This is a genomic window from Advenella alkanexedens, from assembly GCF_019132845.1.
GTDB lineage: Bacteria > Pseudomonadota > Gammaproteobacteria > Burkholderiales > Burkholderiaceae_B > Advenella > Advenella alkanexedens.
In genome coordinates, this window is record NZ_JAHSPR010000003.1 from 225,136 (window position 1) to 240,549 (window position 15,414).

General features: G+C 48.1%; 12 protein-coding genes. 3 read left to right on the forward strand and 9 right to left on the reverse strand.

Annotation, left to right across the window (positions count from 1 at the left end):
* Positions 1-47: 47 nt before the first annotated feature.
* On the forward strand, positions 48-845 hold the full coding sequence (gene map, locus KU392_RS05530) for a type I methionyl aminopeptidase (RefSeq protein WP_169292909.1): 798 nt from the start codon (positions 48-50) through the stop codon (positions 843-845).
* 124 nt (positions 846-969) lie between these two features.
* Here the strand turns inward: map and KU392_RS05535 are convergent, their stop codons facing one another.
* The 3 genes from KU392_RS05535 to KU392_RS05545 form a co-directional block, all read right to left on the reverse strand.
* Positions 970-1,287, reverse strand: coding sequence for a TehB family protein (locus KU392_RS05535; protein ID WP_217734807.1), 318 nt, complete (start codon positions 1,285-1,287; stop codon positions 970-972).
* 37 nt (positions 1,288-1,324) lie between these two features.
* On the reverse strand, positions 1,325-2,653 hold the full coding sequence (locus KU392_RS05540) for a ferredoxin reductase family protein (RefSeq protein WP_169292907.1): 1,329 nt from the start codon (positions 2,651-2,653) through the stop codon (positions 1,325-1,327).
* Positions 2,654-2,990: 337 nt separating this feature from the next.
* A complete protein-coding gene (locus KU392_RS05545; RefSeq protein WP_217734808.1) occupies positions 2,991-4,511 on the reverse strand; it encodes a catalase in 1,521 nt (506 codons plus the stop codon).
* Positions 4,512-4,902: 391 nt separating this feature from the next.
* Between KU392_RS05545 and KU392_RS05550 the strand changes: the two genes are divergently transcribed.
* The gene (locus tag KU392_RS05550; RefSeq protein WP_169292905.1) at positions 4,903-5,325 is read left to right on the forward strand and encodes a copper resistance protein NlpE; all 423 of its coding nucleotides are present in this window, start codon (positions 4,903-4,905) and stop codon (positions 5,323-5,325) included.
* A gap of 75 nt (positions 5,326-5,400) precedes the next feature.
* On the opposite strand, the gene KU392_RS05555 is transcribed toward KU392_RS05550, so the two are convergent.
* Both KU392_RS05555 and KU392_RS05560 read right to left on the reverse strand, forming a co-directional pair.
* Complete coding sequence (locus KU392_RS05555; protein WP_371808373.1) at positions 5,401-6,630, reverse strand: CaiB/BaiF CoA transferase family protein; 1,230 nt, start codon at positions 6,628-6,630, stop codon at positions 5,401-5,403.
* Positions 6,631-6,706: 76 nt separating this feature from the next.
* Entirely contained in the window at positions 6,707-7,279 is a 573-nt protein-coding gene (locus KU392_RS05560) for a LuxR C-terminal-related transcriptional regulator (RefSeq protein ID WP_343212403.1), read from the reverse strand.
* Between the two features lie 203 nt (positions 7,280-7,482).
* On the opposite strand from KU392_RS05560, the gene KU392_RS05565 reads away from it, so the two are divergent.
* Complete coding sequence (locus KU392_RS05565) at positions 7,483-9,009, forward strand: class I adenylate-forming enzyme family protein (RefSeq protein WP_217734889.1); 1,527 nt, start codon at positions 7,483-7,485, stop codon at positions 9,007-9,009.
* Positions 9,010-9,093: 84 nt separating this feature from the next.
* Here the strand turns inward: KU392_RS05565 and KU392_RS05570 are convergent, their stop codons facing one another.
* From KU392_RS05570 to dnaA, 4 genes are all read right to left on the reverse strand, one after another.
* The gene (locus tag KU392_RS05570) at positions 9,094-9,756 is read right to left on the reverse strand and encodes a hypothetical protein (protein ID WP_217734809.1); all 663 of its coding nucleotides are present in this window, start codon (positions 9,754-9,756) and stop codon (positions 9,094-9,096) included.
* Positions 9,757-9,990: 234 nt separating this feature from the next.
* A complete protein-coding gene (gene gyrB, locus KU392_RS05575) occupies positions 9,991-12,441 on the reverse strand; it encodes a DNA topoisomerase (ATP-hydrolyzing) subunit B (protein WP_217734810.1) in 2,451 nt (816 codons plus the stop codon).
* A gap of 91 nt (positions 12,442-12,532) precedes the next feature.
* On the reverse strand, positions 12,533-13,642 hold the full coding sequence (gene dnaN, locus KU392_RS05580) for a DNA polymerase III subunit beta (RefSeq protein ID WP_169292898.1): 1,110 nt from the start codon (positions 13,640-13,642) through the stop codon (positions 12,533-12,535).
* Positions 13,643-13,644: 2 nt separating this feature from the next.
* On the reverse strand, positions 13,645-15,123 hold the full coding sequence (dnaA, locus tag KU392_RS05585; RefSeq protein WP_169292897.1) for a chromosomal replication initiator protein DnaA: 1,479 nt from the start codon (positions 15,121-15,123) through the stop codon (positions 13,645-13,647).
* Positions 15,124-15,414 lie beyond the last annotated feature (291 nt).

Consider the following 15,414-nt stretch of genomic DNA (forward strand, 5'->3'; position numbering starts at 1 on the left):
ATGTTATACTCATAACAATAAATTTCGACTATTAAGAGTATCCGATAATGAGCAGGAAAAAAGTCCCCATCAATACGCAGGAAGATATCGCCAAAGCCCGAGAAGCCGCAAGGTTGGCTGCAGATGTCCTGCACATGATTGCACCTTACGTTCAGGCAGGTATTACCACCGAAGAACTGGACCGGATTTGTCACGATTATATTGTTGATGTACAGAAGGCCATTCCAGCCAACGTGGGGTATTGCGGGTTTACCAAAACCATTTGCGCATCGGTCAATCACGTCATTTGTCATGGCATTCCCTCACCAGGCAAGGTACTCAAGAACGGTGACATCATCAATATTGACGTTGCCGTGATTAAAGATGGCTGGTATGGTGATACCAGTCGCATGTATTTTGTGGGTCCGCCCAGTACCTTGGCCCGTCGTCTGGTTTACACAACGTATGAAGCCATGCGCGCCGGTATCATGCAGGTTCGTCCCGGTGCTACCCTTGGTGATATTGGCCATGCCATCCAGACCGTTGCCCACCGGGAAGGTTTTAGTGTGGTACGTGAGTATTGCGGACATGGTATTGGCAAAATTTACCACGATGAACCACAGGTGCTTCATTATGGCAGTCCTGGTCAGGGCCTGAAACTTGAACCGGGCATGATGTTTACCATCGAACCCATGATTAATGCCGGTAAAAGACATTGCAAGCAACTGGCGGATGGCTGGACGGTTATTACCAAAGACCGCTCCCTGTCGGCCCAGTGGGAACATATGGTGGTGGTGACTGAAGATGGTTTTGAAGTACTGACCCAATGGCCCGAGCACATGCCTGAATATCCCACGATTCCGTGATGAAAAAATCTTGTATGCTATAGCCAGTGTTGGTTATGGCATGCAAGATGGTGTGATTTTTGCCTGGCATCGTACCCGTTTTTTGATGTGGTGGCTTCTGGTTTAAAAAAATGGCCTTGGTGAGTTATGTGTTATCGGGTCTTTTGACATGGTCCTTTGACCGGTAAAAATCAATCTGGAAACTGCCAGGTTGTTCAAACCCGACGTGATGGGCAGAGTCGGGGGCAATCACGATTTCCTCACCGGCATTCAGGACAACGTCTGTGGACGGTTCTGTTTCATAGGTAAAACGCAATGTTCCGCTAATCACCCGTAATAATCCATAGGTACCCGTTTTGACGGAATGACTGGTTTTTAATTTTTCCGGCAAGGTATCCGGTGTGAAAACGGGTGATTGGCTGTAGCATTCCAGCCCTGGTGGCAGGGTATCAGGTAGTGTCATAACAGTTTTCTCCTTGAAAGCACTTTATAAAATGACTTTACCTCATATCAAACAGCTCTTGATGGAAATCGTCTTCAGACAGACCTTTTTCCAGCATACCTTCTTTTAGCGATTTTCCAAAACCTGCGGGGCCACAAAACCAGATGTCGGCGGTTTGCCAGTTTGGTATGATGTTGCAAAGCCGGTCGGCATTAAGTCGTGCATCTTTGCCCGAGACAATGACATGCAAGGTCACTTTTGCCTTTTCCGCGAGTTGCCTTAGTCTTTCAATAAAATCTTCCTGTGGTGCGCTGGTACTGTAAAACAAATGGATCGTCCGGCTATGATTTTCAGCGCCCAATTTTTGCATGTGGGCAATAAATGGGGTAATGCCAATGCCGCCCCCTACCCAAATCTGGTTGGGTTTGTCACCTTTGAACTTGAATAAACCATAAGGGCCTTCCACACTGGCCAAATCTCCTTGTTTAAGGGTTGTTGGCATGAGGTTGGTGTAGTCGCCCAACCCCTTTACCATAAAGCTGATACGGCCGTCATTGTTCCAGGCAGAAGATAATGTAAACGGATGCGCGCCTTCATCTTTATCAAATGTGACAAAAGCAAATTGACCGGTGTGGTGGCCTGGCCAATAACTTAATAAGTTGATGTCTATTTTGAGTACCCGGTTATCCTTAAAGTATTCCAGGTGGCTGATTTCGCCGACCGCTTTACGGTGATGGCCTACTTTTCTGGATAGGGAAATGATGGCGGCACCAGTACCCCCGAGCATGAGAAGCAGCATGACAGGCCCGATGGGTTCCCGCCAGTAATAAAAAGGCATCAGCACCACAGAGTGAAATACAAGAAACAGGTAAACAATAGGCAGCAATCGATGTGTTTTGAAAAAATGCTTATAGGGAAATTTTTTAATCAGAGCCAGAGAAATCAATATGACAACGGCATAAAATGCCCATTCCCCAATGCTTTCAGCCAGGCCACGCTGCGATTGGAAATAGCTGAAAATGGCATTTGCCGGTTCGGCTCTTGGTCCACGGACGGGACGTGCAAGCATGCCCCAACCTACCAGCCATTTGGGTACGTTCACCAGAAGCCAGTGCATAATGGATATAACAAGCCCTGTAATGCCAAGCCATTTATGCAGGCGATAGGTTTTATCCAGACCGCCGGTTAAAGGCTCCAGAAAAACGGGACGCAAAGCCAGGATCATGGCAATGCTCATGGTACCTATGCCAATAATGCCGGTGTGACTCAACAAAGACGACCGAATGGCAAAAAATTGCTTGCTTTGCGAAAGAATGGTGTCAGCCATCAGCCAGAGTAATGTCAGTATTACCAGAATGGCGAAAAATGAAATTTTGATCTTCTTCATGGTTTGACCCTTGCATTTGCCGACACAGGAAATAGGAGTGAAAATATTTCGATTACATCAGTGTAACTTTATGTTAATACTAACTGAATCAGTATTCATTGTTGTTTTTAATTTAGCGCTGATTTCTAAAATGTGAGTGATAGAAATCAAGGGTCAATGTTATTGCCATATTTACTGGTTTCATTGCGTTTCAATTGGGAAAATAGTTGTTTTGTGAATAGATGCCCCAAGATGTTTTTCGCAAAAAAGAAACCCCCCGAACCTGAAAAAGGTTTGGGGAGTTATTCAGTTCAAGAGCTGTATTTTATAGGATATTGCCAACCATTCAGATGTGTGATCACAGAAAACCGGGTTGTCCTTTGGCCGGGTCTGTTTCACGGGCGGCCTGGGCATCGGCCACGGTCATTCCTAATGCTTTGGCCACACCCTCACCATACGCCGGGTCACAGGCATAGCAGTTACGGATGTGGCGGTATTTGATGAAATCAAGCGCATCACCCATGGCTGCTGCCGTGTTGTTGAACAGGGCCTGTTTTTGTGTATCGTTCATTAAATTGAACAGGGCACGTGGCTGGCTGAAGTAATCAGCATCATCCTCGCGGTAATTCCAATAATCGGCATCACCGTTGATTTTCAGTGGTGGTTCTTTGTACTCGGGCTGGGCTTGCCATTGATGGAAGCTGTTGGGCTCGTAGTGTGGCAAATCACCATAGTTGCCATCAACGCGGCCAATACCGTCACGGTGGTTGGAGTGGACCGGGCAACGGGCCTGGTTGACTGGGATTTGCTGATAGTTGGTGCCCAAACGGTAACGCTGTGCATCGGCATAGTTGAACAGACGTGCCTGCAGCATTTTATCGGGTGAAACACCAATACCGGGTACCAGGTTGCTAGGTGCAAAGGCAGATTGTTCAACATCCATGAAGAAGTTGTCGGGGTTGCGGTTAAGTTCAAATTCGCCCACTTCAATCAACGGGTAATCACCATGTGGCCAGACTTTGGTCAGATCAAACGGATGATAGGGTACTTTCTCGGCATCGGTTTCGGGCATGATCTGAACACACATTTTCCATTTCGGAAAATCACCATTTTCGATGGCGTAGAACAGGTCACGCTGGCTGCTTTCGCGGTCTTTGCCAATCAGGGCTTCGGCTTCGGCATCGGTCAGGTTTTGAATGCCCTGTTGTGTAAGGAAATGGAATTTTACCCAGAAACGTTCGTTTTGCGCATTGATGAAGCTGTAGGTATGGCTGCCAAAGCCGTGCATGTGACGGTAAGATTTGGGGATACCGCGGTCAGACATCACAATGGTTACCTGGTGCAAAGATTCGGGCAGCAGGGTCCAGAAGTCCCAGTTATAGGTGGCATTACGCAAATTGGTGCGCGGGTCGCGTTTTACGGCTTTGTTCAGATCGGGGAAATTACGAGGATCACGGAAGAAAAACACAGGTGTGTTGTTACCCACCATATCCCAGTTACCTTCTTCGGTATAAAACTTCAGGGCAAAACCACGGATATCGCGTTCAGCATCAGCGGCGCCGCGCTCACCGGCAACCGTTGTGAAACGGGCAAACATTTCGGTTTTTTTACCGACTTCAGAGAAAATCTTGGCACGTGTATATTTGGTAATATCATTGGTAACGGTGAAAGTACCAAATGCACCAGAACCTTTGGCATGCATGCGACGCTCAGGAATCACTTCACGGACAAAATTGCCCAGTTTTTCATGCAACCAAACGTCTTGGGACAACAGGGGGCCACGTGGGCCGGCGGTTAAGCTGTTCTGGTTATCGGGTACCGGTGCACCAAAATCAGTCGTCAGGTGAGTAACAGGGCATTTTTTGATATCTTGGCTCATTGCATTTCTCCAATGGTAAGGGGGGGTTTCCGGAGTTTCGGAAACGTTTGATGATTCAAATATAGCACATATTTATCAAAAATGAAGTTGCAATAATTTATTGCTATTATAGGTATAATATATCTATCCTTTTATTTAATATAAAAAATTTATTTTACGGGTATATGAATCTTAATTAGCTAAATGTAACCCGCCATCCATCATCCTTGGTTTTCCATATCATTTTGATTTTATTGTATCAGCGGGTTGCACTATCGGTCACCATTACCCATAAGCAGATCAGTTTTTACCATGCTTAACTATTTCAACAGGTATCGCTGTAACATTTGTCGTCCATACTGGCTTAAACTGGACATTATTCTTATCGTTTGTGTTGAAAGGGAAATTTGAAATGACAAAAACAGGATTGACTATTTTGCTTGCTTCTTTTTTTGCTGTTGGCTGTGCCAGTAACCCTGCCCGGGACACCCAGGCTCCTGATAGGCATACTGCTGAAATCGCGCTGGATTGGAGCGGTACTTATGGCGGTGTTTTCCCTTGTGCCGACTGTGAGCAGATCCAGGTACAACTGGAATTGCTTCCCAATAAAACCTATAAACTAAGGCAGGAATACGTCACCAATCGTCCCGGTAACAGGGTTTTTGAAACCAATGGCAAATTTGAATTCGACCAAAACAACCCTTCGTTAATCCGTTTGGATGACAAGGCTGACAACAGCGTTTATTTTGTCGGGGAAGGCTATATTGAAGCAAGAGACAGGCAAACCGGCCAGCCCATGTCTACCAAGCTGAATTACAAATTAATCAAAAAATAAATGTATTCCAGCGCTTGGCGCACGCCTTAAGTAGCTGGCGTGCGCCTGTGATTGTCTTTTTTTATGCATCATTTATTATGGCAATGTCAGTACTCCCTTACTGTGCAAATCAGCGAGTTCTTCATCGCTTAGTGCAAGCAGCCGGGTAAGAACTTCACGTGTTCCTTCACCCAATTGTGGTGGTGCATGACGGACGGGAAGGCGTTGTCCGTTCAAGCGGTAAGGAGGAGCAAAAACATGAGTGCTGCCGGCATCCGGATGAGGCATTTTCTCAATCAGGCCACCCTGTCTGGATCGTTCACTGGTTAGTGCTTCATACAAACCGGCCACTTCGCCGCATGGAATACCACAGTCGGTCATGCGGTCCAGTAACTGTTTACGCGGGTATTTCTTGATGGCTTCAACCAAAAGCGGTTGCAGCTCCTCTCTGTACTTGGCCCGTTCCACATTGGAAATAAAGCGGGGGTCTTCAGCCAGTGCCGGGCATTCAATAACCTGGTTACAGAATTTGAAAAATTGTGCATTGTTACCGACCGCAATGATCAAGGGACCGTCAGCGGCTTCAAACATGCCATAAGGCATGATGGAGGGGTGCTCATTACCATAGCGTGGCGGATCTTTCTCCATCAACAGGGCATCCAATCCGTAATAACCGGTAACCATGATGCCGCAATCATATAAAGCAAGTTCAATAAGCCGGCCCAGGCCGGTTTTGCCACGCTTATACAGGGCGGCTAACACGGCCTGGGCCGCGTACATGCCAGTCATCATGTCCACAACCGCCACCCCGAACTTGAGTGGAGGCTGGGTGGCTTCTCCGTTCAGGGCCATTAAACCGCTCTCTCCCTGGATCACAAGATCGTAGCCGGGTCTTTTTGCCTCTGGACCGCGGGTATCATAACCGGCAATGGCGCAATAAATCAGGTCGGGTTTAATGGCTTTAAGCTGTTCATAGCCAAGTCCCAGTTTTTCAGCGCCACCTGTTTTAAAGTTATGAATGACAACATCAAACGAAGGCAGCAGCTTGTAAATAAGTTGTATTCCTTCCTGGCTTTGCAGGTCTATGGTGATTGAACGCTTGTTGCGGTTCATGCTGTTGTAATAGGTCGTTTCGGTTTTACCAATACGCATCCCCCAATCGCGTGTATCATCGCCACGGGCTGGATGTTCCACCTTGACTACTTCGGCGCCAAAATCGGCCAGTACCTGACCGCAAAGTGGCCCTGCAAAAACCCGGGAAAGGTCCAGTACGCGTATATCATCCAGTGGAAAATCTATATTTGCCGAAAGATTTGAGGTTACCACTCTTATTCTCCATCTAAAATCTGAATTTAAAAATTATCAGGGACCAGTTCTTATTGGCCTGAAGCCAGTTTTGCATTTAACCGATCAGCTTTGCAACAAGTTCATTCGAAGAAGTCACTTTAAATTTGCGCATAAGTCTTGCCCGATGGGCATCAACGGTACGGTAACCAATACCAAGCAGCTTGCCAATTTCCTTGCTGCTTTTTCCTGCCACAAGAAACTGGGCTATTTCACGTTCACGGGCTGTCAATTCAGTCGTAATCTGCCTTTTTTCTGAAATATCCTCAAACACCCATACTGCTGCAGAAAACGGATCGTTCCTGTTAATGGCCTGCCCGCTTACATGACACCAGAATAACTGTCCGTTATTGCGTTTCATGATGCGATCATCGGAATAACGCCCTTCACTTCGCATAACCATCAGAGCACGGTCACCGATATGCTCAAATTCGGTGGCAGAGGGATACAAAGTGATCAGAGATTTTCCTTTCAGTGCTTCGGATGCATAACCGAACATGTTGGAAAATGCCCGGTTGCATGACTGCACATAGCGATTGCGGGATACCAGCAAACCAACCGGCGCCATATCAAAAGCCAGTAACAAATCATCCTGGGTAGCGGGAGATAAAAGGGGTTTTGTCTCCATCATTAAGCATCCTTTATCGGGTAAACCCTTGCGTAATCAAGCAACTATCAGTATGAGTAAGTATCGGGCATTATAACCATAACCTGATAAAGATAAAAAAGCATAAGGAGGCATAACGTGACTGTATCTATCGTGGGCTGGTCCCATCTCCCATTTGGCCGTCTTGACAATCTCGGCCTTGAAAAACTTATTCTGGAGCGGGTACGATGAATCTTGCACTGTATCTTCAACGCACGGCCACAGCCAATCCCAATGCGCCAGCAGTTTACTCGGGCACACAGTTGCAATTGAATTATGGTGAACTGTTGCAAAGAACCACTGCTCTGGCCGGTTATTTGAAGCATGCGTTTGGTGTGAAACCCGGAGACAGGGTTGCCATTTATGCCGCCAACTGCGTTGAGTATCTTGAAATCCTGCATGCTATTTTATGGATCGGTGCGGTATCCGTGCCTGTCAATTATAAGCTTCACAACAAAGAGCTGGACTATGTACTGGCTGATTGTGAAGCGCGGGTATTAATCGTGTCGCAAGCCTTGTCTGCCTGCACTGACAATCTGGCAAACCCGCCGGCACATATTCTGATTCCGGGCAGCCCTGAATACGGACAAGCCCTGCAACATGCCGGTGCCCCCATGTATGATTGCGGGCCTGACGAGCTGGCCTCCCTGTTCTACACCTCGGGCACAACCGGTCGCCCCAAAGGCGTTATGCAAAGCCATGGCAACCTGCAGGCCATGACCGTCTCCTATCTGACCGATGTGGATACCTCAGACCCTGCCGATGTCATGGTTTATGCCGCACCCATGTCCCATGGTGCCGGTTTGTACAACTATGTTCATATGCTTAGCGGTGCCCGCCATTTGGTACCGTTATCCGGTGGTTTTGAACCGGCAGAGCTGGCAGAACTGGCTGCATCAATGGGACGGCTGACATTCTTTGCCGCGCCCACCATGGTCAAGCGCTTGCTGGATTATGTGATTGACAGCGGTGCTGATGTTTCGGGTTTCAAAACCATTGTGTATGGTGGTGGCCCCATGTATGTTGAAGACATCCAGCAAGCCTTACCGGTTTTTGGTCCACGTTTTGTACAGATTTACGGACAGGGGGAATGTCCCATGGCCATCACGGCACTGGCCCGTCATCACCTGGCAGATGCGACACATCCCAACTGGAAAGAACGCATTGCTTCAGTGGGTCTGCCACAATCCATGGTGGACGTCCGGGTCATCAATGCTAAGGGCGCGCCCTTGGATGCAGGAGAAATTGGTGAAGTGGCCGTACGGGGAGCACCAGTCATGCAGGGTTACTGGCGTAATGAAGCGGCCACACAGAAAACACTGCGCGATGGTTGGTTACTGACCGGTGATACCGGTTTTCTGGACAGAAACGGTTTCCTTACCCTGCACGACCGCTCCAAAGACCTGATTATTTCTGGTGGTTCCAATATTTACCCTCGTGAAGTGGAAGAGGTGTTGCTAACGCATGCGAATGTATCAGAGGTTGCGGTCGTGGGCCAATTAGATGCCGAATGGGGGGAAGTGCCTGTGGCTTTTGTGGTGACACGCAAAGGCTGCACCGTTGAAGAAAGCGAGCTGGACCGGTTGTGCCTGGATAATCTGGCTCGTTTTAAACGGCCCAAACATTATCATATAATTTCTGCCTTGCCCAAAAACAGTTATGGCAAGGTTTTAAAGACTGAGCTGCGGCAACGGCTTTCGACCATAAATATTTAAAAATACAGATTATATTGCGCATATTAATTTTACAAATTTTAGTGCGTAATATAAATATACTTTCCGAAAATCAATCGCAAGATATCAACGTAATATTTTTGCCCTAACTTCTTCGGGAAGCGAAAAAGAAGCGACCTGTTCATTTGTTAACCCAATTGTCTGCGGGTGCGGCAAAGACACTATTGATGTGTCACCAAAAGTCTGGAGAAGCATCTTGAAAGTGCTGCCATTACTACCTGGTTTAGAACGTACAATTTGGGCATTACCAGGCCTTGGCCCAAGAATTGTCTCAACACGCTTACGTAACCGGATATCGTTCAATGCTTCAATTAATTGACTACCTACAAAAATAATCACCGATGGGCGCCGCTGTTCGATGAGCTCCAAAATACCGTCAGCATCGTTAACCAAGGTTTCAAAATTGATTTTTTCGTGGCTATCAACACTTCGTGTCTGTGTGTCCGACCAGTTGGTTTGCCAAAAAGCGCGCTCACGAGGGCCTTCTTTACCAGGCTGCGTTTCCAGCTGAATTCCCCAACCGGACAACCAATTCAATACACGAGTGCGAAAGCGGGTGTTATTGATCGTTTCATCAGAAAAAAAAGATAAGGGCTCTGGCGCTTTTGTTTTACCTTGCGCATCCAAAGCCTCTTCTTCAGCCGAATACCCAAAATTAATGCCACAAACCATAATACCGCCGCTAAGATTCTCAGGGTAGTCCTTGGTAATTACGTGATGGGAAGCCATATTTCACTCCTTTTTGCTGGATTAATTTGTTAGGTTAAACCATATGACTATCAGTAGTCATTATTTTTAATAAAGCAATGTCAAATATTGACGATTCAAGACCGTTGATTAACGGTCGACCCACGTATTCATATAAAAAACGGCTACCTTTTCAGGCAGCCGCTTAATGTCCCAAAACCTCGTTAGCCAACTTATTTATAAAACCTGGCCAACTATTCCCGAAACTAACAAATATTAAATATCCAGGTTAGCCGCCATCAGCGCATTGGTTTCAATGAACTCCCTGCGCGGTTCCACCTGGTCGCCCATAAGGGTTGTAAACACATTGTCAGCCGCAATCGCATCTTCAATCTTGACGCGCAGCAGACGACGTGCCGAAGGATCCATGGTGGTTTCCCACAACTGCTCGGGATTCATTTCACCCAGACCTTTATAGCGCTGTTTGGTTACCACGCGTTCGGCCTCGCTGCGCAGCCATTGAACGGCCTCACGGAAATCGTTCACATACTGCTCTTTGCGGCGCTCACCTTCTCCACGATACACAAGCGCACCTTCGCCAACCAGCCCTGACAGGGTCTCGGCTGAACGGGACAAGACGGCATAATCCTTGCTACCCATGAATTCCTGGTTAAACACACACACACGAACGTTACCATGATGAATGCGTTTGAGAACCAAACGGTGTTTATCCAGCTCAGCATCATATTCCGCTTCTACGGTAACAGCATGTGGCATGGCCGGGTCAAACAGGGCCTCTTGCAGGTCACGGGCCGATTTCGCAGCGTTTTCCGCGTTATCCAGATTAATCTGGACCCCTTCAGCAATGGCTGACAGGGCAGCAGCGTCCATGATGCGGGACAGGCGCTCGATCACTTGGTCGACCGAGACATAAAGCTGAACCTGTGTTTCAAGATCCTCGCCGGTAATGGGCTCTGCGCCTTGATGTGGAATCAGGCCGGCATCTTTAAGGGCAACCCGCTGCATGAATTCGGCTTCTTCGGCTGCATCTTTCAGATAGCGTTCTTCGCGTCCAAATTTGACCTTGTATAATGGTGGCTGGGCAATATATACATAACCGCCTTCAACCAGTTCGGGCATTTGACGATACAGCAGCGTTAACAGCAAGGTACGGATGTGCGCGCCGTCAACGTCCGCGTCGGTCATGATGATGATGCGGTGATAACGCAGTTTGTCGATATTGAAATCGGGGCCAATGCTGGTACCCAGTGCCGTAATGAGGGTGGTAATGGCCTCGCTGGCGATTAATTTGTCGAAACGGGCCTTTTCCACGTTCAGCACCTTACCGCGTAGGGGAAGAATGGCCTGGAACTTACGGTCACGACCCTGTTTGGCTGAACCGCCCGCAGAATCACCCTCGACAATATACAGTTCAGATTTTGCCGGGTCTTTTTCCTGGCAGTCGGCCAGCTTACCGGGCAGGCCGGCACCTTCCAGCACACTTTTACGGCGTGTCATTTCACGTGCTTTACGGGCCGCTTCCCGGGCGCGGGCCGCTTCCACAATCTTGGCGCAAATGGCCTTGGCATCATTGGGATTTTCCAGCAGCCAGGTTTCAAGCGTACGTGAAACCGCTTCTTCGACGGCCGGACGCACTTCACTGGAGACCAGCTTGTCTTTGGTCTGGCTGCTGAACTTGGGTTCGGGCACCTTGACCGATAACACACAGGTCAGGCCTTCACGCATGTCATCACCGGTGGTGTCAACCTTGGCTTTTTTGGCCATTTCATTATCGGCAATGTATTTGTTCAGGCTGCGGGTCATGGCAGCGCGCAAACCGGTTAAATGGGTACCGCCATCACGTTGGGGGATGTTGTTGGTAAAGCAAAGGACGCTTTCACCGTAGCTGTCGTTCCATTGCATGGCAACGTCAACCGTAATGGGGGTGCCACCGGCATCTGATTCGGTAGATACATTGAAGACATTGCTGTGCAAGACGGTTTTTGTACGGTTGATGTATTCAACAAAACCCTTTACCCCACCTGAAAACGCAAAATCCTCTTCTTTGCCCTGGCGCTCGTCAACCAGACGAATCTTGACGCCATTATTCAGGAACGACAGTTCACGCAGGCGCTTGGAGAGGATTTCGTAGTGGTATTCGACATTGTCAAAAATGGTGCTGTCTGCCAGATAGTGTACTTTGGTACCGGTTTTGTCGGTGGTACCAACCACTTTCAGGGGCTCAACCCGTTCACCACGATTGAATTCAATCTGGTGAACCTGGCCATTACGACGAATGGTCAGGCGCAACCATTCTGACAGGGCGTTCACGCATGAGACCCCCACACCATGCAAACCACCGGACACCTTGTAGGAGTTCTGGTCAAATTTACCACCGGCATGCAATTCGGTCATCACGATTTCAGCGGCACTGCGATGGAACTCGTCTTCTTTGTGAATGTCGGTGGGAATGCCGCGACCATTATCGGTAACGGAAATCGAGTTGTCGGTATGAATGGTGACAACGATATCATCACAATAGCCAGCCAGGGCTTCGTCAATGGCATTATCGACAACTTCGAACACCATGTGGTGAAGACCTGTGCCATCGGATGTGTCTCCAATATACATGCCGGGACGTTTGCGGACAGCCTCAAGGCCCTTGAGCATTTTGATGGATTCGGCACCGTAACCTTGATTCGGGGTGTTCGGAGTATTTTCAGACATAATGGAATAACGCTTTTAAAAATCTTGATCGACTGCTGGGAACAGGAAAATATCCGGCCATGACAAGGCCGGAACTTTGATAATGGCCTGATTAAATGCGCATTGGCATAACAACGTATTTGAACTCTGTTTCCTCGGGCAGGCTGATAAGTGCGGATGCATTGACATCCGGCTTGACAGACCAGGTGATTTCTTCGGTTTTTGCCATGGCCAGGACATCCAGCAAATAGCTCACGTTGAAACCAACATCAATGGGTTCAAATTCATAATTTACTTCAATTTCTTCCCTTGCCTCTTCCTGCTCGGCATTGGAGGATGAGATTTGCAGCAGATTGTTTTCAAGATGCAGCTTGACACCCTTGAGCTTGTCAGTCGTTAGAATGGCTGCACGTTGCAGACTGCTTTGCAAGGCTTCACGATTGATATTGAAACTACGGGTATAGTCGGTTGGAATGACCCGTTTGAAATCGGGAAATTTACCCTCCACCAGCTTGGAAATGAGTTCCACATCACCAAAAGTGAAACGGATCTGGCCAGCCGCCAGGTCTATGGTAACGGGCTCATCGCTTTCATCCAGCAGACGCTGCATTTCAAGAACGGTTTTACGTGGGACAATAACCTCGTGACGCTCGCCAATGCTTTCAACCGCTTCGGCCGCATGGGCCAGGCGGTGACCATCGGTGGCGACGGTGCGAACCATACCCTCCTCAAACACCATGAGCATGCCATTCAGATAATAGCGGATGTCCTGCTGGGCCATGGCAAAGTGCACCATATTAAACAGCTTGCGCAAGGTTCTTTGTGGCATGGACAGGCTCAGGTTCCAGCTTTCGGGCTGTGCAACCGTTGGGTATTCGGCACCGTCCAGTGTTTGCAGGGCAAAGCGGCTTTTGCCGGCATTGACGGTCATTTTTCCATCGTTCAGGCCCAGCTTGACTTCTCCGGTGTTGGGCAGAGCCCGCAAGATATCCAGCAATTTACGTGCGGCAACCGTCGTGGATTCCACATCATCACCTACGCCAAAGTCGGCATGTGTAGTGATTTGGACCTCAAGATCGGTTGCAATGAATGCAACACGGTTACCTTCTTTTCGCAACAGGATATTTGCCAGAATGGGCATGGTATGCCTGCGTTCAACAATACCGGCCACTGTCGACAGCGGCTTGAGTACAGCATCTCGGGTAGCTTGTAGCAATTGCATGATTATCCTTTTAAGGTTTGTTCTAACACGTGTAATTGGTGATTCAACTCTGCATTTTTCACACGTGCTTCGGTTATTTTACGTACGGCATGCAAAACAGTTGTGTGATCCCGTCCACCAAACAGATCGCCAATTTCAGGCAGGCTTTTCTGGGTCAGCTCTTTGGCCAGATACATGGCAATTTGCCTTGGCATTGCGATATTGGCAGGACGCCGTTTTGAATACATTTCCTGAACTTTGATTTTATAAAAATCCGCCACGGTTTTCTGGATATTCTCAACCGTAATCTGACCATTGGAGACAGATAAAAGATCTTTAAGCGCTTCCTTGCAAACTTCAACCGTAAAGGTTTTCAGCCCATGAAAACCGGCATAGGCAGACACTTTACTGAGTGCTCCTTCCAGTTCACGAACGTTGCTGCGCAAATGCTTGGCAATAAAGAACGCGGCTTCCTCTTTCAGGATAATGCCCGGCTTTTCTTCGGCCTTGCGAAGTAAAATGGCCACCCGCATTTCCAGCTCGGGGGGTTCGATATGAACGGTTAAGCCCGAATCAAAACGCGATGTCAGGCGGTTGCTGATATCCTGTAATTCACGCGGATAGGTATCGGATGTGATGATAATTTGCTTGTTTTGCGCCACCATGGTTTCGTACAGGTAGAAAAACTCTTCCTGGGTACGGTCTTTCTTGCGGAAAAACTGGATATCGTCAATCAGCAACAGGTCGAGCGAATGGTAATAGCGCTTGAACTCATCAAAGGTACTGGTGCGGAATGACTTGACCAGATCCGAGTAATATTGATCGGCGTGGATATACCTTACCCGGTTGACCTTGCCCGCCTTGATCAGGGCATTGCCAATGGCATGCATCAGGTGGGTTTTACCCAAACCTGTACTGCCGTAAATAAAAAACGGGTTATAGGCTGAGACGCCCGGTTTATCGACAATTTGTGCCGACGCGGCATTGGCCAGCTGGTTCGAGCGGCCCACCACCAAACTTTCGAAAGTCAGGTTGGGGTTGATATGCGAACGCTTGTAAATGAAGTCTTCGGTTTCAGTATTGCCAAATGAAGCCGGGGTCGGCGTATTGGGCGAAGCGGACTCTATAATGACTTCGGGGCTTGTACCAAACGGTTGGGTACCCGTAACGGGCGCTGCCGGGACTGGTGTAGCCGGTGCGGGTGCCAGTGTTACCGCAGGTGCTGCGGCAGACATGACAGGTGGCACCTGGTTGGCACGCACCAGCTGGAACATGACCCTGACATCAGGGCGGTTGAACCACTGGGATGCCAATTCCTGAATTCGCGCCGTGTAATTGGTTTTGGCCCAGTTCTGCTTGATTGGCGTAGGCGCAGAAATACGCAGCTCTCCCAGTTCTTCATCAAAACCAAGAGGAGCCAGCGGAAGCACCCACGCTTTCATTTGCTCGGGAGGAAGTTCCTGCGCCAATGCCTGGATACAGGATTGCCAAAACTCTTTCATATACGATCTACGATAAAAACATTCTATTTTACCCTGACAAGCAAAAAGTTATCCACAACTTGATTAATTCACGGGAAATTTTCCACAAAGTGCATTCTTTTCAGAAAAAGAACAGATTTTATGTTTTAATTACGGGAATTCAGCCTAAATCATTGACTAATCACCAATTATTTGATGAAATAAAAGGCTTTACAAAATTCTTTACACCGTTTGGGTCATTTTTGGGTATCTTTGATAGTTTCAAATACTGAAAAGGGTCCTGAACAAGCTCTTAGCTCTTTATATTTGGAA

Bases quoted from the DNA above. Each gene is read 5' to 3' on its own strand.
- map (WP_169292909.1), top strand. From the start codon at position 48: ATGAGCAGGAAAAAAGTCCCCATCAATACGCAGGAAGATATCGCCAAA.
- KU392_RS05535 (WP_217734807.1), bottom strand. From the start codon at position 1,287: ATGACACTACCTGATACCCTGCCACCAGGGCTGGAATGCTACAGCCAA.
- KU392_RS05540 (WP_169292907.1), bottom strand. From the start codon at position 2,653: ATGAAGAAGATCAAAATTTCATTTTTCGCCATTCTGGTAATACTGACA.
- KU392_RS05545 (WP_217734808.1), bottom strand. From the start codon at position 4,511: ATGAGCCAAGATATCAAAAAATGCCCTGTTACTCACCTGACGACTGAT.
- KU392_RS05550 (WP_169292905.1), top strand. From the start codon at position 4,903: ATGACAAAAACAGGATTGACTATTTTGCTTGCTTCTTTTTTTGCTGTT.
- KU392_RS05560 (WP_343212403.1), bottom strand. From the start codon at position 7,279: ATGATGGAGACAAAACCCCTTTTATCTCCCGCTACCCAGGATGATTTG.
- KU392_RS05565 (WP_217734889.1), top strand. From the start codon at position 7,483: ATGAATCTTGCACTGTATCTTCAACGCACGGCCACAGCCAATCCCAAT.
- KU392_RS05570 (WP_217734809.1), bottom strand. From the start codon at position 9,756: ATGGCTTCCCATCACGTAATTACCAAGGACTACCCTGAGAATCTTAGC.
- gyrB (WP_217734810.1), bottom strand. From the start codon at position 12,441: ATGTCTGAAAATACTCCGAACACCCCGAATCAAGGTTACGGTGCCGAA.
- dnaN (WP_169292898.1), bottom strand. From the start codon at position 13,642: ATGCAATTGCTACAAGCTACCCGAGATGCTGTACTCAAGCCGCTGTCG.
- dnaA (WP_169292897.1), bottom strand. From the start codon at position 15,123: ATGAAAGAGTTTTGGCAATCCTGTATCCAGGCATTGGCGCAGGAACTT.